At 63.4% G+C, this 20,216-nt stretch carries 16 protein-coding genes and 5 tRNA genes; 7 read left to right on the plus strand and 14 right to left on the minus strand.

Annotated elements, in window-relative coordinates:
• Positions 1-26: 26 nt before the first annotated feature.
• From AC3WUF_RS13620 to AC3WUF_RS13630, 3 genes are all read left to right on the plus strand, one after another.
• Positions 27-102, plus strand: a tRNA-Ala gene (locus tag AC3WUF_RS13620).
• Between the two features lie 83 nt (positions 103-185).
• Positions 186-261 (plus strand) — tRNA-Glu (locus AC3WUF_RS13625).
• 210 nt (positions 262-471) lie between these two features.
• Positions 472-2,160: a DUF1631 family protein gene (locus AC3WUF_RS13630; RefSeq protein ID WP_492426449.1), complete on the plus strand. Its 1,689-nt coding sequence runs from the start codon at positions 472-474 to the stop codon at positions 2,158-2,160.
• A gap of 64 nt (positions 2,161-2,224) precedes the next feature.
• Here the strand turns inward: AC3WUF_RS13630 and clpX are convergent, their stop codons facing one another.
• From clpX to AC3WUF_RS13650, 4 genes are all read right to left on the minus strand, one after another.
• Positions 2,225-3,502 (minus strand): ATP-dependent Clp protease ATP-binding subunit ClpX, encoded by a 1,278-nt coding sequence (gene clpX, locus AC3WUF_RS13635; RefSeq protein WP_492426451.1) that lies wholly within the window; start codon positions 3,500-3,502, stop codon positions 2,225-2,227.
• 99 nt (positions 3,503-3,601) lie between these two features.
• Positions 3,602-4,222 carry an ATP-dependent Clp endopeptidase proteolytic subunit ClpP gene (clpP, locus tag AC3WUF_RS13640; protein WP_492426452.1) on the minus strand — a complete coding sequence of 207 codons (621 nt, stop codon included), beginning with the start codon at positions 4,220-4,222 and terminating at the stop codon, positions 3,602-3,604.
• Between the two features lie 116 nt (positions 4,223-4,338).
• Positions 4,339-5,658 (minus strand): trigger factor, encoded by a 1,320-nt coding sequence (tig, locus tag AC3WUF_RS13645; RefSeq protein WP_492426454.1) that lies wholly within the window; start codon positions 5,656-5,658, stop codon positions 4,339-4,341.
• A 48-nt stretch (positions 5,659-5,706) separates the two neighbouring features.
• Positions 5,707-5,791, minus strand: a tRNA-Leu gene (locus AC3WUF_RS13650).
• A gap of 189 nt (positions 5,792-5,980) precedes the next feature.
• Between AC3WUF_RS13650 and hemP the strand changes: the two genes are divergently transcribed.
• The 3 genes from hemP (at position 5,981) to AC3WUF_RS13665 (ending at position 8,180) form a co-directional block, all read left to right on the plus strand.
• A complete protein-coding gene (gene hemP / locus AC3WUF_RS13655; RefSeq protein ID WP_492426456.1) occupies positions 5,981-6,163 on the plus strand; it encodes a hemin uptake protein HemP in 183 nt (60 codons plus the stop codon).
• Between the two features lie 170 nt (positions 6,164-6,333).
• Positions 6,334-7,401: a FecCD family ABC transporter permease gene (locus tag AC3WUF_RS13660; protein ID WP_492426458.1), complete on the plus strand. Its 1,068-nt coding sequence runs from the start codon at positions 6,334-6,336 to the stop codon at positions 7,399-7,401.
• Positions 7,398-8,180 (plus strand): heme ABC transporter ATP-binding protein, encoded by a 783-nt coding sequence (locus tag AC3WUF_RS13665; protein ID WP_492426460.1) that lies wholly within the window; start codon positions 7,398-7,400, stop codon positions 8,178-8,180. Before AC3WUF_RS13660 ends, AC3WUF_RS13665 begins: the two co-directional genes overlap by 4 nt.
• 53 nt (positions 8,181-8,233) lie before the next feature.
• Here the strand turns inward: AC3WUF_RS13665 and AC3WUF_RS13670 are convergent, their stop codons facing one another.
• The 4 genes from AC3WUF_RS13670 to AC3WUF_RS13685 form a co-directional block, all read right to left on the minus strand.
• A complete protein-coding gene (locus AC3WUF_RS13670) occupies positions 8,234-10,453 on the minus strand; it encodes a TonB-dependent siderophore receptor (RefSeq protein WP_492426462.1) in 2,220 nt (739 codons plus the stop codon).
• 125 nt (positions 10,454-10,578) lie between these two features.
• Positions 10,579-10,655, minus strand: a tRNA-Pro gene (locus AC3WUF_RS13675).
• Positions 10,656-10,677: 22 nt separating this feature from the next.
• Positions 10,678-10,753, minus strand: a tRNA-Lys gene (locus AC3WUF_RS13680).
• Positions 10,754-10,854: 101 nt separating this feature from the next.
• Entirely contained in the window at positions 10,855-11,304 is a 450-nt protein-coding gene (locus AC3WUF_RS13685) for an SRPBCC family protein (protein WP_492426464.1), read from the minus strand.
• A 158-nt stretch (positions 11,305-11,462) separates the two neighbouring features.
• On the opposite strand from AC3WUF_RS13685, the gene AC3WUF_RS13690 reads away from it, so the two are divergent.
• A complete protein-coding gene (locus AC3WUF_RS13690; protein WP_492426466.1) occupies positions 11,463-13,424 on the plus strand; it encodes an alkyl/aryl-sulfatase in 1,962 nt (653 codons plus the stop codon).
• 88 nt (positions 13,425-13,512) lie between these two features.
• On the opposite strand, the gene AC3WUF_RS13695 is transcribed toward AC3WUF_RS13690, so the two are convergent.
• The 6 genes from AC3WUF_RS13695 to AC3WUF_RS13720 all read right to left on the minus strand — a co-directional run bounded on the left by AC3WUF_RS13695 (position 13,513) and on the right by AC3WUF_RS13720 (position 20,188).
• Complete coding sequence (locus tag AC3WUF_RS13695; protein ID WP_492426467.1) at positions 13,513-13,872, minus strand: hypothetical protein; 360 nt, start codon at positions 13,870-13,872, stop codon at positions 13,513-13,515.
• A 3-nt stretch (positions 13,873-13,875) separates the two neighbouring features.
• Entirely contained in the window at positions 13,876-14,286 is a 411-nt protein-coding gene (locus AC3WUF_RS13700) for a roadblock/LC7 domain-containing protein (protein ID WP_492426469.1), read from the minus strand.
• Between the two features lie 10 nt (positions 14,287-14,296).
• The gene (locus AC3WUF_RS13705) at positions 14,297-14,851 is read right to left on the minus strand and encodes a GTP-binding protein (RefSeq protein ID WP_492426471.1); all 555 of its coding nucleotides are present in this window, start codon (positions 14,849-14,851) and stop codon (positions 14,297-14,299) included.
• A 1-nt stretch (position 14,852) separates the two neighbouring features.
• On the minus strand, positions 14,853-15,839 hold the full coding sequence (locus tag AC3WUF_RS13710; RefSeq protein ID WP_492426473.1) for a hypothetical protein: 987 nt from the start codon (positions 15,837-15,839) through the stop codon (positions 14,853-14,855).
• Positions 15,840-15,989: 150 nt separating this feature from the next.
• Entirely contained in the window at positions 15,990-17,369 is a 1,380-nt protein-coding gene (locus AC3WUF_RS13715) for a DUF3999 domain-containing protein (RefSeq protein ID WP_492426475.1), read from the minus strand.
• Positions 17,366-20,188: a DUF2339 domain-containing protein gene (locus tag AC3WUF_RS13720; RefSeq protein WP_492426477.1), complete on the minus strand. Its 2,823-nt coding sequence runs from the start codon at positions 20,186-20,188 to the stop codon at positions 17,366-17,368. Before AC3WUF_RS13720 ends, AC3WUF_RS13715 begins: the two co-directional genes overlap by 4 nt.
• Positions 20,189-20,216 lie beyond the last annotated feature (28 nt).

Below are 20,216 nucleotides of genomic sequence, written 5' to 3' on the forward strand. Positions count from 1 at the left end.
TGGGTATAATGCGCGCCCCTGTACGTGGGGCTATAGCTCAGCTGGGAGAGCGCTTGCATGGCATGCAAGAGGTCGTCGGTTCGATCCCGACTAGCTCCACCAAGGTTTTTTTGGATTTCCGCTGCAAACCGCTACATCGCCAGCCTCGTCGATCTAGCGTGCGTCACCGGTGCCACACACCGCACGTCCCTATCGTCTAGAGGCCTAGGACACTGCCCTTTCACGGCGGCGACCGGGGTTCGAATCCCCGTGGGGACGCCATACTTTTTACAGTCACTCGGTCCTGTGACTGCCGGGGAAACCCGCCCAAGCCCGCAGCAGCGGGCTTTTTTGTGTCCGCTTATTCGCAAGTTACCGCAGATCGCGTAATCTCTGGATGACGCAGGGGGTTCGACGATTCGTCGGGCGCGTACAGGTCCAGGGGTACTGAATGCGACAAGGAATGTCCGGGTACAGGCAGGCACGATCGCGATGAGTACCCCGTCGGAAACACCCCAGCTCAAACCGCCTCCCAATCCCAGCGAGGTTCTGGCGGACAGCGCGCTCAGTCAGAGCGTAGGACGCCCTGCAGTCGACGCACTGCGTCGCACCGTCGGCCTTGCAATGGTCGATGTGTTCGGCAGTTTCATTCGCAAGCTGCCGGATACGCTGCGCCAGAGTGTGGCCACTCAGACAGTGGCCGATCAGCGCTATGGCGGCGAACTGGCGAAGTTGGTCGAAGCACAACCCGAACGCTGGATCTCCGGCTTGATCCGGCGCGTAGACGCCAATCTGATCGGCTCGGTCAACGCCTCCAAGCAGATCGAAGAAGACAAGTCGCACTCGGCCGGCGACGAGTTGATGCTGACCCGCATCGAGCTGCGCGCCGAAGCCCAGTTCTCGGAACTGGTGCTTGAACTGAGCACGCGCCTGGACAGCATCCGCCGCACGGTCTATTTCCCGGTGCGCACCGGCGCGCTGGCGCCGGCCGGCCTGTGCCGCGCCCTGCAGGACACCGCCAGCGAGATGAAGTGCGCCAGCGCGCATATTCGCGTGCTGTTCGGCAAGTTCGACGAGCTGGTGTTTCCGGAACTGCCGCGGCTGTATCAGCGTCTGATTTCCGCCCTGAGCGATATCGAAGTCCGCGCGGCGGAGGCGGCCTCCCTGCTGGCCCGGGAAACGGCACGCGCCGCCACACTGCGTGGCGAAGCAGGTCCGGCAGAACCGTCGGGCGCGGGCTATGCGCGACGCAAGGTGGCCGTCGAGCCGCTCGACCCCAAGACCAATTCGATGCTGGTGTCGGTGGCATCAACACCGGCCAAGCCGGGCGAGCCCTATTCCGACCGCGCACTGGCGAGCGATCTGTTGACGCTGCAGACACAGGAACCCTTGTCGGGGGTCGACATCCAGCTTGAACAACGCTGGATTCCTCTACAGCGCATTTCGCTGGCCGGCAAGTTCCTCAATGAGGTGATTGCCGATCCTCTGGTTTCGGGCAGCGGCCTCGGTCCGCAGCACGAATCTGTTCGCTTCCCGCTGCTGAAATCGGCACTCGCCGACTCCACGCTGTTCACCGCGGTGACGCACCCTCTGCGCAGCCTGGTCAACGACCTGATGCTCAAGGCGGCAACCTCGCGCGTCACCGGCACGGTCGAAGCCCGGCAGATGGCGGAAACGCTGCAGCAGGTGCTGGTCCAGTTCGATCTGGCGCCGGACTTCGTCCGCGAGGCCATGCTCAACGCGCAGCCGATCAACGAAGAGCAGATCAATTCGTTCTTCAATCTGCAGAAGCAGCAGGCACGCCAGCGCACCGAGACGGTGATTCACGAGGCCAAGCGCCTGGTCATCCGCGAGCTTGAGCTGCGCACCTTCGGTCGCGACGTGCCGGAGTCGGCGCTGAAGTTCCTCAACACCAACTGGGGCCCGATCCTCGTCAAGGGATTGCTGCAGCATGGCGCGGACAACGTGCATTGGCGCGCCGGCATGGAGCGCATGGAAGAGATGCTCACGCAGCTCTCGATGTCGGATCAGGAAGTGCCGCCGCCGCAGGAATGGCAGGATCTGGTTGCCGCGATGGGCAAGGATCTGGCCGACGCCGGCATGCCGGCCGATCGCATCAAGGCTGCGCTCGAAATGCTCGACCAGGCCTGGCAGGCACCGCAGCAACGAATGCCGTTCTGAGTCCTGCTGACACGCAACAAAAAAGCCCGGCGATCAGCCGGGCTTTTTTGTTGCGTGAGCCTGATCAGGCCGCCGTGCTTTTTGCCGCGAGCTTGGCGTCGGCGTTCTCATAGACGATGAACGGCTTGGCCTCGCCACGAACCACGGCGTCATCGACGACCACCTTGCTGACGTTCTGCATCGACGGCAGGTCGTACATGACATCCAGCAGCAGGTTTTCCATGATCGTGCGCAGGCCGCGCGCGCCGGTCTTGCGATCCTTGGCCCGCTTGGCGATATGCAGCAGGGCTTCCTCGCGGAACTCCAGCTGCACGCCTTCCATGTTGAACAGCTTGCCGTACTGCTTGACCAGCGCGTTCTTCGGTTCCTTGAGGATCGCCATCAGCGCGGCCTCATCGAGTTCGTCGAGCACCGCGGCAACCGGCAGACGGCCAATGAATTCCGGAATCATGCCGAAGCGGATCAGATCGTCCGGCTCCGCCTGCGCAAGCAATTCCGAGGCACGGCGGCTGTCCTTCTCCGACTTCACCGCGGCCGAGAAGCCGATGCCGGTGCGCTCGGTGCGCGCCTGGATCACCTTGTCGAGACCGGCGAACGCGCCGCCGCAGATGAACAGGATGCTCGCCGTGTTGACTTGCAGGAACTCCTGCTGCGGATGCTTGCGGCCCCCCTGCGGCGGCACGCTGGCGATCGTACCTTCGATCAGCTTCAGCAGCGCCTGCTGCACGCCTTCACCAGACACATCGCGGGTGATGCTCGGGTTTTCCGACTTGCGCGAAATCTTGTCGATCTCGTCGATGTAGACGATACCGCGCTGCGCCTTCTCGACATCGTAATCGCACTTCTGCAGCAGGCGCGCGATGATGTTCTCGACGTCTTCGCCGACGTAGCCGGCTTCCGTCAGCGTCGTCGCATCGGCGATCGCGAACGGCACATCGAGCAGGCGCGCGAGCGTCTCGGCGAGCAGTGTCTTGCCCGAACCGGTGGGGCCGATCAGCAGAATGTTCGCCTTGGACAGCTCCACGCCGTCGGCAGAACCTTTCTGCGACAGGCGCTTGTAATGGTTGTAGACCGCGACCGACAGGATTTTCTTCGCCGTGTCCTGACCGATGACATACTCATCGAGCACCGCGCGGATCTCCTGCGGCTTGGGCAGGCCCTTGATCTGCGGCTTGGCGTGGACTTCTTCGCGGATGATGTCGTTGCAGAGATCAACGCATTCGTCGCAGATATAAACCGAAGGGCCGGCAATCAGCTTGCGCACTTCATGCTCGCTCTTTCCGCAGAAAGAGCAATACAGCACCCGTCCGTTCTGTGAACCGCTGCGTGTCTCGCTCGTCATCGTCCTTCCTCAACCGGGCAATTCCACCCGGCGACATCTGTATAGCACAGTGTCATTTTCCTGCAAATTTTCAGCTGAACGGCGCCAGAAGGCAGCCGTTTAGGCCTTGGCCGGTATCCGGCTGCTCAGAATCTGATCAACAATCCCGTATTCCACGGCCTGTTCAGCATTCATGAACATATCGCGCTCGACGTCGCGCGCGACCTTTTCGATCGGCTGACCGGTATGTTCCGACATCAGCCTGTTCAGGCGCTCACGCAGATACAGGATCTCGCGTGCCTGGATTTCGATATCCGTCGCCTGCCCCTGCGCACCGCCCGAAGGCTGGTGAATCATCACGCGCGAATTCGGCAAGATGAAACGTTTGCCCTTGGTGCCGGCACCGAGCAGGAACGCGCCCATGCTGGCAGCTTGGCCGAGGCACATCGTGCTGACATCCGGCTTGATGAACTTCATCGTGTCGTAGATCGACAAGCCCGACGTGATCACGCCGCCCGGCGAGTTGATGTAGAGGTGAATGTCCTTGTCCGGATTCTCAGACTCTAGGAACAGCAGCTGCGCAACAACCAGGTTTGCCACGTGATCGTCGATCCCGCCGACGATGAAAATCACCCGCTCCTTGAGCAGGCGCGAGTAGATGTCGAAAGCACGCTCGCCGCGAGCAGTCTGCTCGACGACCATCGGAACCAGGTGTTGTGCGCGAGTCTGGATGTCAGTCATTGCTCATTCGGGAGCTGAGTGGCCGGCAACACCGGCGGGAACCACACGACTTTCTACCTCATTCTTGAAGCAACCCCGGCCGGACCGCGCCGGGGTTTTCCGCTCTGGCGCGCAGCTTAAGCGGCGGCCTTCGGGTTCATCAGATCGTCCAGGCTCAGTTTCGTCTCCGAAACCGTGCCAGCGGTCGTCAGCGCATCGACGACTTGATCTTCCATCACCATCGCGCTCAGACCCTGCATCAGATCCTGACGCGAGCGGTAGAACTGCTTGACCTGATCCGGCTGCTCGTAATCCATCGCAATCAGATCAAGCTGCGTTTCGATACGTGCCGGGTCCAGCTTCAGGCTCTGCGACTTGATCACTTCGCTGAGCAGCAGGCCCAGGCTCACGCGCTTCTTTGCGGAATCCTGGAACGCTGCATCCGGCAGCAACTCCTTCAACTTCTCGGCATCCACCTTCGCCATGTTCATGCGACCGGCGGCTTCCTGACGCAGGCGCGGAATCTCCTGGGCAACCAGCGCTTCCGGGACTTCGATCGGATTCGCGGCCAACAGCTGATCCAGCACCTGCACCTTCAGACGCGACTGCACAGCCTTGTCGCGTTCCTTCGACAACGCGCCGCGGCACTTGTCACGCAGCCCTGCAAGACCTGCGCCCGCTTCAACGCTGTGCGCCTTGAGGAACTCTTCGTCGATCTCCGGCAGCGTCGCGCCTTCGACCAGCTTGAGCGTCAATTCGAACTGGGCGGTCTTGCCGGCCAGGTTCTCGGCGCGATAGTCCGCCGGGAAAGCGACATCAACAGTGAACGTCTCACCTGCAGTGTGGCCCACGACGCCGTTTTCAAGGTCGGGCAGGAACTGGCTTGCACCGATCTCGAAGCTGACATCCTTGCCTTCGCCGCCGGCAAAGGCTTCGCCATCGAGCTTGCCGAGGAAATCAACCTTGACGCGATCGCCGCTGGCGGCGGCGCGGCTGACTTCGACGTACTCACGCTTGGCCTTGCGCAGGTTTTCGATCAGCTTGTCGACGTCGGACTCGTTGACCTCGACCACCGGCTTTTCGATCTTCAGCGTCGACAGCGGCGCCAGCGTGATCTCCGGATACACCTCGAAATTGGCGACGTATTCCAGCGGCTCGCCGGCCTTTTCGGTCGTGATGTCGATCTGCGGCTGACCCGCCGGATTCACGCCGGCCTTCGACAGCGCCTGCGGATAGGTCTGCTGCACGATGTCCGAGATCGCGTCCATGCGCGCGGAATCGCCGAACTGCTGTTCGATGACCTTCTTCGGCGCCTTGCCCGGACGGAAGCCCGGCAGCTTGGCGCGCGTGGCGTAACGCTGCAGGCGATCGGCAACCGCCTTGGCAACCTGATCGGCGGGGACACGTACACGCATCTGCCGGCGCAGGCCGCCCGGCGACTCAACATTAACTTCCATTTGCTAGGCTCTGTTATCGAATCGAAAATTCTTTATGTGCTGGGCACTTGGTGCGAAAGGAGAGACTCGAACTCTCACGCCTTGCGGCGCTGGTACCTAAAACCAGTGCGTCTACCAATTCCGCCACTTTCGCGCCAGCCAAACAGTATATCAGCGCGTAGTTTCATGGCGCAGCCGGCCCCAGCGCCCAGGCGGTCATCCCTGCGAAATGCACCCCCGATAACCCAACATCCAGCAGCCTTTGTCGGCATCCGAAATAAGACTTGACATGCAAATGGGAATGCTTATCATTTGTCTGGCCAACCCCAGCCGGAGCTTCCCCATGTCGGACCTGCACCTGCCATCTGCCGCAACCCAGTCGAGCCTGTCTTCGCGCGCCTCGAGCGTCGTCCGCGTCCGTAGCGACGACCTGCTGCGCGGCACCCGCGAAATCGTCATCGAACACCGTGGCGAAGAGTACCGCCTGCTCCGCACGCGCAACGATCGCCTGATCCTGAACAAGTAGAGCCAGCTGCTTCACTCCCATTCGCGCTGCAGCCCCCTGCGCGAGAAGCGGATCCGCCCCGCAACATGCCCCCGCATGTTGCGGGGCACTTTTTTGACCTGCCCACCTCGGCCGGATGATCCGCTACCCTGCACGCCCGGATCACTGACAACGCTGAATCTGCATCTTGCATGAGCCCGCGCGAGGCCCCTATTCCCCCGCCGAAGCGCCGCGCCGCGCAGCGCCCGCTGCTGCTCGCGTGCCTGCTGATCGCGCTGGTCGCCGCGGCACTGGCGGCGCTGTGCTCCGGCGCGCTGCCGGTTTCGGCCGCCAAGGTCTTCGGCATCCTCGGCCTGCCGACCGGACTCGACGGCGCCATCGGCGACCACGAGCGTACCGCCGTGCTCGAGTTGCGCCTGCCGCGCGTCCTGCTGGCCATCATGATCGGCGCCACGCTCGCGTTGGCCGGCGCCGCGATGCAGGGGCTGCTGCGCAATCCGCTCGCGGATCCGGGCCTGATCGGCGTCTCCGCTGGCGCCGGCTTGTCGGCGAGCCTGGTCATGGTGCTCGGCATCGATGCGCTGCTGCCGCGCGCCATCGCACTACCCCTGGCCAGCTTTGTCGGCGGCGCACTCGCCGCATGGATCGTGCTGCGCGTGAGCCTCGTCGACGGGCGAACGCGCATCGCGACGATGCTGCTCGCGGGTCTGGCGCTCAACGCGATCGCTGGCGCCGGTATCAGCTTCCTGTCGTATGTCGCCAACGACTTCGCGCTGCGCTCGGTCACGGTCTGGATGTTCGGCTCGCTCGGCCGCAGCGGCTATGCGGAACTGCTGATCGGACTACCGCTGCTGCTGATCCCACTCGTGCTGATTCCCCTGCATGCCCGTTCGCTGAATGCATTGCTGCTCGGCGAAGCGGAAGCCCAGCATCTGGGCGTGGACGTTGAAGCGCTGAAGCGCCGCCTGAGCCTGCTGATCGTGCTTGCCGTTGCCACCGGCGTCGCGCTGGGTGGCATCATCGGATTCGTCGGCCTTGTCGTGCCGCATCTGATCCGGCTCTGGAACGGCCCCGACCACCGCATGCTGCTGCCCTGCTCCGCACTGCTCGGCGCGTTGCTGCTGGTGCTCGCCGATACCGCTGCGCGCACGCTGTTCCTGCCGGCGGAGTTGCCGATCGGCATTCTGACCGCGCTGATCGGCGGTCCGTTCTTCATGCTGATGCTGCTGCGCTTCGGCCGCAGCACGGCGCTGTCATGAGTCTTTCGGCAAATAACCTGCTGTATCGACGGCACGGTCGTGCGCTGGTCGATGGCGTGTCTCTGCAGGCCGACGCCGGGAAGATCCATTGCATCGTCGGCCCGAATGGCGCCGGCAAGTCCACGCTGCTGAGCCTGCTGTCCGGCGAGCGCGCGGCGCACGGCGGCACCGTGCACTACAACGCCCAGGATTTGAACGCACTGAACCTGCGCCAGCGCGCGCGCATCCGCGCCGTGCTGCCGCAACGCGATCTGCTGAGCTTCGCGTTCAGCGCCGAGGAAGTCGTCCGTCTTGGCCGCATGCCAAGCGACCAACAGACGGCAGCGCGTGAATCGGAGATTGTCGAACAGGCTCTGCACGCAACCGACGTCTGGACCCTGCGAGACCGGCATTACACCGATCTATCCGGCGGCGAGCGCGCACGTGTGCAACTGGCGCGCGTGCTGTGCCAGATCTGGGAGCCGGCAGAACAGGGCTCCCGTATCCTGCTGCTCGACGAACCGACGGCGAGCCTCGACATTGCCCATCAGCATCGCTGCCTGCAGTGGATCAAGACCTTCGCGGCAACGGGAGTCGCCGTGATCGTCATCGTCCATGACCTGAACCTGGCCATGAGCTATGCAGATCAAGTGACCTTGCTGAGCGAAGGTCGCGCCGTCGCGAGCGGCACAGCGACCGAGGTGTTGACGGCGAAGAACATCGAAACCACCTACGGCATTCCGGTACAGATCGTTCAGGCTCCAGGCCGCAGCCAGCCGATCATCGCAGCGCGGATCTGAAAGCCGCTGGAGCAGGACCTGTCTTTACTGGCCCCGCTCCAGCTTGTCGGCGATCAGAATTGATAGCTGACGCTGATGGCGCCGTTTGCAGGCTCGCCAAAGTACAGATTGCTGTACTCGTCGAGTACGTAGTACTTGCGATCGAGCAGGTTTTCACCGTTGAGCTGCACCGACAGCGCCGGCGTGAATTTCCAACGCGCCATCAGGTTCAGCAAGGCAATGCTGCCCTGCTGAAAGTCCGTATAGCCTTCGGGTGCCTCGACTGAGGCTGTGCCGCGCGACTGCCAGTTCACGCCGCCACCTACGGTCAAGTTGCTCAATACGCCCTGCGGCGTCCAAGTCGTGAAAGCCTTGATCAACGTGCGCGGTGTCCAGATCCGGATCGCGTTGCCATCACCATCTTCCAGCAGGTAGTGCGAATAGCCCAGCGACAGATTCCAGCCCGCCACCGGCGAACCTGAAGCCTCCAGCTCAAAACCGCGCGACTGAGTTCCGTCGATGGCCACGGACGCCTGGAGCCTGCGGTCCTCGTCGTCGTCGCCGGTGCCGATCACATAGATCGCGTCGCCGGATTCCGGATCGAAGGCTGCCGCGGCAACGTTGTCCTGCCGCGTGTCGAACAAGGTCAACGATGTGTTCAGGCGGCCGTCGAAGTGCTCGCCCTTGATGCCGATTTCTGCGCTCTTGCCTTCGATCGGATCGAGATAGCTGCCATCCTCGTAGCGTGCGTTCTGCGGATTGAAGATCGAGGTATAGCTGGCAAAAGCCGACCAGTCCGCGCTGATGTCGTAGATCAGACCCGCATACGGAGTGGTCTTGCTCTGATCCTGATTGAATGTGCCCGAATAGACATAGAAGTAGTCGGACTTGTAGGTGCTGTAACGCGCACCCGCAATGAACTTCAGCGAATCAGCCAACACAAAGCGCGCAGCGGCGTAGATGCCCTGCTGTGTGTTCTCGATATCGGCGATCTGCACACCTGGCAGATGGACCGGCTGTGGATACGAACCATCCCACTCGAAGAAGTTGCCGACCGGCGGCAATTCCCCTTCGATGGCGAACTCATCGCTCGTAATGTCGACGCGCGAGCCGTTGTAGCCCAGCAACAGCTCATGCTCGCGACCCAGGAACTCGAAAGGCCCCGAGGCATGTAGGTCCAGAGCGCTTTGCTTGACGTCGCCATTGCCGCGATTTTCGTAAGGCTCGAGACCCGTGCCATCGACCGGATCGGGGAAGCCGTACACGTAGAACAGGTCCAGGTCTTCCTTCAGCGTGCGATAGCTGAGCGTCGAGCTCAGCGCCCAACCGTTCTCGAAGCGGTGGCGCAGCTCGGCAAAGCCGGTCTGCTTGGTCTTGTCCCAGAAACTCCAGTCGGTGGCCGTCGTGACGCTGCGATTGAAGTTGGCCAGCGTGCCGTCGGCCAGGAACAGCGGAAACGAGCCCCAGGTGTTGCTGTCCGCGTTATTGTCCTGATAGTCGTAGCCCAGCGTCAGGGCCGTGTTCGCCGAGAGGTCAGCGTCGATCACCCCGTAGAACACCAGCTTCTTGTTCCCGTAAAGATTCTGATACGACTCGCGATCCTGGTAGACGCCCACCACGCGCGCGCGCACATTGCCGCTGCCGGTCAGCGGCGTCGAAGCATCGATCACCAGACGCTGATCGTTCCAGGAGCCAAAAGTCACGTCGGTGCTGGCAGTGAAGGTACGGCTGTCGGCATGCTTGCGCACCAGATTCACCGACGCCGAGGGGCTGCCGGCGCCCGTCATCAAACCGGTCGCGCCGCGCACGATCTCGATGCGCTCGTACAGCGCGGCGTCGAGCGTCTCGTCCGCCGAGTCGGTGTTGAAGTTGGTTGTCGCGGGCACGCCGTCATACAGCACGCTGTCGATCGTGAATCCGCGCGACGAGAACACCACGCGCTCAGAGTCGTAAGCGTACGAGTACACACCCGGCGTGTTGTCCAACACGTCGCGCAGCGACTGCAGGTTCTGGTCCTCGATCCGCTCGCGCGTAATCACGGTGACCGACTGCGGCGTCTCGCGCACCGAGAGCGCCAGGCCAGTCGCCGCGCCACTGTCGCCGGCGGTATACGGCGCAGACTCGCCGGTGACGACGATCGGTTCCATCACAGTCGCCTTGGCAGGCGCGACCGCCACGTCGACCGGCGCGGACACAGCGCCGGAGTTGGTGCCGGATTCGGCCGCCGCGATCGGCGCGTAGTGGAGAAATGCGAGGCAAACAGCTGCCGCGGGCAGCAACTTCAACAGCTTCATCGTCAGGCTCCGAATGATCAGGAGCGCTACTAGCTGGCGATGGGCTGGCCGGGCGCAGGGGGAATCGAAAGGACTGCGGCGCTACCGGAATGTCCGGCGGCGCTGAACCGTTGCCATGGGTGAAGTGGTCGGGGAGACAGGATTCGAACCTGCGGCCCTCTGCTCCCAAAGCAGATGCTCTACCAAGCTGAGCTACTCCCCGACCGGGGCACCGCATGCTGTTCTGGTGGGTCGTGATGGACTTGAACCATCGACCAACTGGTTAAAAGCCAGCTGCTCTACCGACTGAGCTAACGACCCGCTCAAAACAGGGCGCGCATGATACCGGAATCGCCCCCAAGGCCCAAACTCGAGCCCGACGGCATGCCGCCCCGTCTTGTCGTCGGGAGCGCAGCGGCCGCTCAGGCGCCGTCCGGGATATCCGGCTCGACCAGCGCGGCCAGCATCGTCAGGGACTCCTGCCAGCCGAGATAGCAGAACTCGACGGGGATCGCGTCCGGAATGCCGGACTGAACGATGTCCAGTTCGGTGCCGCAGGCCACGGCCTTGAGCTTCACCGTCACCTCCATCTGACCGGGCATGTTCGGATCATCGAACTGGTCGTTGTAGCGCAACAGCTCGCCGGGCACGAGTTCCAGATAAGTGCCGCCGAAGGACTGCCCGTTGCCGGTGCCGAAGTTGGTAAACGACATCTTGTAACCGCCGCCCACCCTGGCATCGATGCTGTGAACCTTGCCGGTGAAGCCATGCGGCGGCAGCCACTTGACCATGGCTTCCGGGTCGAGGAAGGCGCGGTACAGCTTGGCGGGTGTGGTGCGGATAACGCGGTGCAAACGAACGGTGCCGGTCATGGGTTGTCTCCTGTTTTCTACAATGGGGGTACTGACACCTGTAGTCGAGTGGCGCGAGCCGGTTTCGACATCGCCTAAGATCGCCGAGGCCGGCGTCAGTGCCATGATCAGGCACCTGGCAGGAATGTCCAACGATAAGAATGTGCGAGGAGAACACCATGAACAAGCTCTACGGCCTGTGCCTGCTGGCGGCGCTGATTTCCGGCTGCGGCAAGTCCTCCGAGGGCGTCGGCGGTGCTGCAAGCGAGGCCCAACCCGCCACACAGCGGGCCAACGCGGACATGGCGAGCACGCTCAACCTCGCCGACCAGCGCGACTTCGAGAATGCATCTCGCGGCCTGATCGCCAAGCCCACCGGCCAGATTCTCGGCGCGGACGGCCAGGTGCTGGTGGATTTCGCGGGCTTCGATTTCCTACAGGGCGATGCGCCGGCCACCGTCAATCCCAGCCTCTGGCGCCACGCACTGCTGAACAAGCAGGCGGGTCTGTACAAGGTCATGGACGGCATCCATCAGCTGCGCGGCTTCGACATCTCCAACATGACGCTGATCGATGGCAAGACCGGCTGGATCGTCGTTGACCCGCTGACCGCGCGTGAAGTCTCTACAGCCGCCATCGCGTTCGCCCGCGAACATCTGGGTGACAAGCCGGTGTCGGCCATCATCTATACGCACAGCCATGTCGACCATTTCGGCGGCGTGCTTGGCGTGCTGAGCAAAGAGGAAGCCGCCGCGCGCAAGGTGCCCATCATCGCGCCCGAAGGATTCATGGAAGAGGCGACCAGCGAGAACGTCATGGTCGGCATCGCCATGGGCCGCCGCTCCGGCTTCCAGTTCGGCAAGAACCTCGAACGCTCCCCCACCGGCTTCGTCGACGCCGGCCTCGGCAAGAACGTCGCCTACGGCAGTTTCGGCGTCATCGCGCCGAACGATCACATCACGCAGCCGACGGAAGAACGCATTGTCGACGGCCTGCGTCTGGTCTTCCACAACGTGCCGAACACCGAAGCACCCGCTGAACTGAGCTTCAATCTGCCGGACATGAAGGCTTACTGCGGTGCCGAGATTCTCGCGCAGACGATGCACAACCTGCTGCCGATCCGTGGCGCCAAGGTGCGCGATTCGCTGAGCTGGAGCCGCCACCTCGATGAAGCCGTCGAGCAGAACGCGGACACCGAAGTCTACTTCGCCTCGCACAACTGGCCGGTGTGGGGCACGGAAAATGTCGCCGAGTTCATCAGCAAGCAGCGCGACATGTATCGCTACATCCACGACCAGACCGTGCGACTGATGAACGCCGGCTACACGCCGAACGAAATCGCCGAAACGGTGAAGCTGCCGAAATCGCTGGCGAGCTACTTCGGCGTGCGCGGCTATTACGGAGACATCCGCCACAACGTCAAGGCGGTGTATCAGTTCTACCTCGGCAACTACGACGGCAACCCCGCGCGTCTCAATGCGCTGCCACCGGCAGTCGTCGCCAAGCGCTACGTCGCGCTGATGGGCGGCGCCGATCAGGCCATCGCGACTGCGCAGAAATCCTTCGACGAAGGCGACTATCGCTGGGCCGCGGAACTGCTGAATCACGTCGTGTTCGCGGACGCGGGCAACTCGGCCGCCAAGACGCTGCTCGCCCGCACCTACGAGCAGATGGGTTACATGGCCGAGTCCGCCACCTGGCGCAACAGCTACCTCACCGCCGCCGCGGAACTGCGCAACGGCCCGCCGACCAAGGGCGTCAGCCGCGCCAATTTCCTCGACGTGCTGATGCAGACGCCGATCGAACGCTTCCTCGATGCGATGGCCGCATCGCTCAATACGGAGTCAGCAGAAGACAAGAGCTACAAGATCAATCTGGTGTTCTCGGACCTCAAGGAAACCTATGTGCTGTGGATCGAGAACTCGGTCCTGCATCACCGCAAGGCCGAAGCCGCGCCCGATGCGAACGCCACGCTGGAGCTGACGCACGACATCTTCATCAAGATGATGACGAACACCGGCAGCGTCGGCGACACCTTGCTGAGCGACGACCTGAGGACAAGCGGCAGCCGTATCGACCTGGCGCGTTTCTTCGGCCTGTTCGACAAGGCCGAAGGCATCTTCAACGTGGTCGTCGACTGAGCTTCGGCCGCAAGGCGGACCATCCGAACTACCGCAGCCGGAAAAAGAAAAAGCCCGCACCTGGCGGGCTTTCTCTCCTGCAATGAGTTTACATCGCCAACTCGGCTTCGACGTCCTGCACCTTGCGGCGTGCCATCGCAAGATTGGCGCGCGCCTTGTCGAGCACGACGTAAAAGAACAGGCCAGGCTTGGACGCGACCGGACGGATGATGTGGTACTGCTTGCCGAGCGAGATCAGGATGTCCTCGATCTTGTCGTTGAGCTTGAGCGAATTCATGGTCTTGATCTTGGCACGCACGACCTCGGTATTGCCGGCCGCGGCCAGTTCGAGATCCACGCCACTGCCCGACTGGCCGAGCATCATGCCGCTGTTGGCGTCGACCAGGGCGCTGCAGAGCCCGCCGTCGAGGGTCAGGAAACTGTCGAGGGATGCTTGTACGTTGTTCATTTTTTATAACTCCGGTGTTTCAGGGGTGATCAGTTGCCGCACGCAATCGCGCGCAGCCCACAGCAGCGTTCCGGTGACGACATCGACACCGCCCACGGCCGCAAGAACCATGGGTTGTCCGTAGAGGGGTACTTCGAGCAGCAACATCTTTCCGTCCTGGCCTTCAACCAGCACACTGCCGCCGCCGCTCATGCCCAGTTCGCGCAATGCGGCTTGACCCAAGGCCATCATCGAGCTGGACAGCGCCGACAGGCGCGACACCGGCACGTTGCCGCGCGTGCAGCTGACAACCTCGAATCCGTCGGTGCGCGCCAGCACCGCGCCGCTGAGGGCCGGCACCGTCAGCAGCAAGGCATCGAGGCATTGCTTGTGATGCGCCGCACTGGCGGAGGAAGTGGCGAACATGCCGTCCATGAAATTCTCGTCAGGCGGGATTGAGGCCCGCGAGAAGTTCGCGAGTCTCGATTTGGTTGAGCAGGGCGTCGATCAGCAGCACGACATCGTCTTTTTGGCGAACATCGACACTGAACGCCGGCACATTGAGACCACGCTCCGCCAGCCACCGCGCGTAGGTGTCGATTGGCACTCCACTCTCTTCGCTGCGTCCGACGCCGACGACCATCGTCGCCGCGACGGCAAAGTTCCGGAAAGCATCGACATACAGGGCCAGATCCTTGAGCGGATCGGGTCGCGTGCCGTCGGCGAGAATCACCACGCCGAGCGCGCCCTCGCTGGTGATCTTCCACATGAAGTCGAAGCGATCCTGCCCCGGCATGCCGTACAGGCGCAGCCGGTCGCCGCCTTCGAGGGCGACTTCGCCGTAGTCGAACCCGACGGTCGTGCTGTGCTTGCCGTGCTGCGCGCGGTCGGTATTGAGCGCTTCGGTTGCCACTGGCGAGTGGTCACTGATCGCGGCGATCGCCGTGGTCTTGCCCGCACCCATGGCTCCCGCAAAGAGGAGCTTGTATTCGCGCGGCATCTTATTCGGCGATGGCGATCGAGAACGCGAGGCGGATGCGACGCAGCACACCACCGATCGCGGATTCTGCGGAAGGCGTCGATGGCTGCGCCTGCGGCAAACCCGATGTCGTGCCCGCGGCTTCGCCGGCCTCAAGCACACCGACCAGCGAGCAGGCATTGAGGAAAGCGCCGATGGCGCTCAGCGGAATGCCGGCGACCATCGACAGCTGCAACGGCGTCAGCTCGCGTTGCATGAGCAGCGAAGTGCAGCGCAGATCCAGGCTGCGACGGCCGATTGCTCCAAAATCCGGCCAGCGTCGCAGCCGGTAGCAGCGACCCGGGTCGACACGCTGCAACAAAGTTCCGCGTGAGCGAGCGATGCCGATGGCCCACAGCAGGGTTTCGATCGGAGCCGGCTGCCTGGCACCGGTCTCGAGGCGATGCAGCAAGACCGCATCCGCGGCAGCCACCGCCTGCACTTCGACTTCGCCAGCCAGCAGCTGCGCTATTTCGTCGATGCCCAGCGCCTGAGACCATTGCAGGCGCCGCTCCGGCAATTTGATCCAGCCGAGCTGCGTGCCGGCACGGATCATCACCGCGACCGCCTGCGGCGTATGCAGCGCCTCGTCGAGCCGTTGGCACAGGCTGGTTTCTTCGCCGGTAGATCCGACAGCGATACCGCCAAGCTGGCCGCTGGCGTGGTTGAGGCAGCTGACCAGCCGGCTGGCGCCGAACGGATAGCGCAGCGTCAGCACGGACTCATCGGCACTGGTCGATGGAAAAAACACGCGTGGCGATCCGTCTGCCGAGCCCCGACGAACCATCGCCTGCGCCAGCAGATTCTGCGTTTCGTAGACGACAACGTCGGCCGTCAACTCATCCGAGTACTGCCAGACATCGTAGGTCTTGCCCTTCAGCAGGCTGAGGGTCTCGCGCAGCGAGACTTCCGCGCGCCAGTCGAATCCGATGCAGCTGATTTTGCGAGTACGAGGCGTCTGGCTGGCCATGTCTCAATAGGTGTCTGCGGAATGTAGGAAAAATCTTGCATTCAGCACGGCACATATTCAGGACAGCGCGGATGGACGGCAGCTGCCGAGCGACAGCAGGTCAGTCCCGGCTTTGAGCGGCGCGCCGTTTCACAGACAACGAATCCGACTTCAATCGGCTGCGCGAACCTTCCGCAGCAGACTCAATGCCATGACAACCAGCAGAGCGGCCGCGATCAGCAAAACGCCCCAGAGCAGGTAACGCTTGAGCGGCGTAGGAACCGGCAAGGGCTGAGTTGCCTGCATGCCTCCCAAGGCAAACTCTTCGCCGACGGAGGAGAAACCCATCATGGTTCCGGCATCTCCACCCGAGGTCTGCTTCCACCAGTCGCAGGCGCGTCGCGGTGCCGACTCTGCGTTCGCGCTGCCATAGGCCAGCGTGAATGGCCCTTCACCCTGTGCAATGAAGCGCAGCACTTCCGGCACATAGCCCAAGCTGAGCGTTGGTGCGGCATTGCCAAAGGCTTCTCGGCCTTCAGTGATGTGCAGGCGCCATTGCGGATCATTGCTGGCGGGAAAAAGAATATCCGCAGTGCTGCGCCGATCTGCATCCTGTTCGATGTTGGATTGCTGGCCCTGCCAGCGGGTTTGCCAGGCAGCCTGTTCGTTGGCACGGCTCTGCAGCCTGAGCGTGACGAGCTGGTTGCGAACCGGCAGAGCGATGCGTGCTGCCTGCACAGGTGCGAGCCTGCCCGCGTCGTAGTCGAACATTGCCTCGGCCGCATCGCTACGGGCCTGAGCATCGAACCAGCGCAGCGGCAATGCCTTGACCTTGGTGGGCTCGACGGTCTCGGCGATCACCGCCTCGACGGCAGGCGCCGGACCTTCGTTGACGCGCACGAGGCGCAGGTACTTGTATCTGGCCGGCGGCAGCGTGATGCGGAATCGCTCAAGCGTTGCAGACGCCGACGTCAGGCGCAGCAGATTGGTCTGCGGAACCACGGCGCTCCACTGATCGAGATTCTCGCTGGCTTCGACGCGCACCGGCACTTCGGATGCGCCATCGCTGCTGATCCAGCGCAGGCGCAATGCCACGATCGAGGCATCCAGCGCACTGGCATCGATGACGTAGCCGCTGAGTGCCAACATCTCCTCGGCGGCGGGCTCTGCAGTCTCGATGTCGACGTGCACATCGCTGCCCTGCGGCGCTGTCAGGTTCACGTCCACCGAAGAAGAAGCCTGTTCGCGGATGCGCTGCAACGGGAACACCGGCAGCTCAACCTCGCGCCCTTGCGGCGGTGCTGCCTCTTCAATCTCCTCCTGACTGCAGATCGCATGCGGCACGGCAATCCGGTCGGCGTTGAAGACGCGCAGATCGCCAAGACCCGGGCGCAGCACAGCAGCGTAGACGGCATCCGGCAGCTCCAGCTGCCAGACCGGACGCTGTGGATCGCCTTCAACGCTCATGCCGCGCGCAAAATCTTCCGGCGCCAGGGCACCCGCGACGCCGCAATGCAATGCGAGACCGGCGAAGATCAATCTTGCCTTCATGCTGCGACAGCCTCCTTCTTCGGCGGGGGCAACGGCGAGATATAGCCGATGACCAGCAGCAGGACGCCGACGGTCATGAACGACACCACGCGTGCCAGCGTGCCGCTGTCGGCGGTATCCACCAGGAACAGCTTGGCAACGACGACCACCATCAGCGCCGCACCGGCAATCCAGCCGGCACGCCACTGGCGGCGACTGGCGATAACCATCGTCGTGAAAGCGAGCAGTCCCCAGAACACCGAGAAGGAGGTCTGCGCGGTTGCGGAATGCGAGAACGCATAGCCGTCGAGGGGAATGCCGGTGATGTAATGCAAGGCGCGCGCAAGCATGGCATTCATCCAGACGAACACCAGCGCCGCGGCACTGACCGCAATGCCCTGTGCGCCCGCTTCACCGGCGCGCAGCTTCTCGAGCAACCCCACACTGAAGGCATAGCGGATGCCCGCCAGCAGCACCATGGCGATGGACAGATCCATCGGATTCAACAGCGGCAGGTAACCCAGAGGAACCGGGCTGCCATCGCTGACGAGGTTCATGATCAGTATCCACAGCATCGCGAAGGCGGTCAGGATCTGGCCCGCGGTGTGTCGATAGGCTTCCGGGTGCTTTGCCACCGGCCAGGCCGGGCGCGGTTCGGTGGCACCCAGCAGCCACAGCGTTGCCGCTGGCAGCAGGCCCCACGGCAGGAAACGCCAGACACCGTACAGCTGCTGGCTGACCTGCCAGTAGGCTTCCCAGGCAAACAGCGCGACGACGAGCAGCAGGGACGTCCAGTGCGCCAGGGGCAGCGCCGGCTTCAGCGTGCTTTCCGGGTCCTGATCGATCCGCCACAGCGATCGGTACCACAGCGCCAGCAGCAGCGGCCAGCCGAACCATCCGCCGGCAGCCAGCGGATGATCATGGGTACCGGTCTGGGCAATGCCGATCGCAACCGCCGGGACCATCAAGCCGAACGCCAGCTTCTCCAGCTGCCGCCATGCCAGACGTCGCGCGAGCAGCAACAGCGCGGTGTTGTTCAGCGCGAAGTACGCGAGATTCAGCCCTGCCGCATACAGCGGCCAGCTGCGCTGGACCTCGGCCAGATTGCCGCACACCCACCACGCGGCACCCCACAGCATGAAGATGGACGACAGGCCGCGCTCCGACGCTCGCAGATGTTCGTCGCCGCGACGCAGCCAGAACGCACTCAGGCCACCGGCAATCGCCAGCATGGCGATGCCGAGATATTCGCCATTGAGCAGCGGGACGGCCTCCGTCGCGAGCAGTGACGGCGGATCGGCAAGAAAGGCGATGCCGGCCAGCACCTGCAGCAGGCCGCCGAATACGCGGGCGAGCATGCGCTGCTGACGCACACCGAGCCACAGCAGACCGGCGCCTTCGACAGCCCACATGGCCGAGGTCGCCTGCGTGTCGAAACCCAGCGGAATCGCAAGACTGCCGAAGATCATGCCGAGCGCGGCGAAGGCTTCGCTGAGCAGGCGCAGGCTGTCGCCGCCCTTGCGGTACAGCAGCCAGGCCAGCACGAGATAGAAGGCGCCCAGCGCCAGTGCGCTCCAGGCCATCGCAAACGGAATGCTTTCGACCATCGAGCCATGCAGCGCAAAAGCGGCGACCGGCAAGCCGAACACCAGTGTGCCGGAGACGTAGCCGCGCAGATCGGGCTTCTGGCGGATCGAGAACAGCACCGAGATCGCGACGTACATCAGGAAGAACAGGATCAGAAACGCGTCCGTACTGATGCGATCCTCGATCGTGTAGCTCGTTGCGCGGAACAAGCTGCTGACGCCGAAGGTGAAGACGAAGCCGATGAGGTTGAGCACGCGCCAGGCACGGAACCAAGCGACGCTGAACACGCCGAGATTGAGGATTGCGTAGTACGTGAACAGCGCGATGTGATTGCCGCTGCCGGTCGAGAGCAGCAAGGGCGCGAGGAATCCGCCGGCGGTACCGATGACCGCGAGCGGCAGCGAGTTCTGCAACACGGCCAGCAGGGACGCCGCAACCGCGATCACCACCATCAGGCCCAGTGCGAGGCCGACCGGCAGCAGCGTGTACAGCCGCGCTGCGGCGAACACCGTGAGATACAGGGCCGCGACGCCGCCGCCTTGCAGCAGATGCGCGTACAGACGTCGACGCGCGCGCAGGCGCCAGCCGACGACGAGCAGCACCAGCGCCGTCGCAGCAATCATGATGAAGCGCACTTCCAGCGGCAGCACGGCGTTCTCCGCGGCGTACTTGGCGAGAAACGCGAGACCGAAGAACAGGATGACGATGCCGGCACGCGCGAGCGGATTGCCGCCTTTCAGCCACTGCAGCGCCGTGCCGATCGCCTGCTCGGTGTATGGGGGTGGCTGGGGCGGCGACTGCGATGGCGACGCTGCGACGCGCGGCGGCGTCGATGGCGCCGGCGAAACGGCGTCGGTATTTGCCGAACCCGCCGACACCCGCTGCGCAAAAACCTGCCCGGGCGCCATTGCCGCGGGCTTGGGAGCGGCTGGTGCGGCCACAGGAACCGCCGGCGGCTGGACTGCCGCTGGCGGAGCTTGTTCAGCAGTCGGTGGCCGCACTTCGGCGGCCGGTTCGCGGCGGGCCTGTGCCATCGCCGCGGTATGAATCACCTGATCGAGCTTCTGCTGCCGAGCGAGTGCGTCAACGCTGCGCTGCAGATACAGAACGCGGCCGAACAGCAAGCCGATCGCGGCGCCGACGACGAATCCGCCGAAGCCCATGTCCCAACCGACCAGAATGGCGCCGAAGCCAAGCGCCAGAATCAGGCTGAGACCGCTGGTGGGTTTCACATCGCTGGGTGACTGTTGCATCTGTTGCCTCCCCCGCCCCGTCATGATC

The organism is Fontimonas sp. FW305-C-3, from assembly GCF_058783185.1.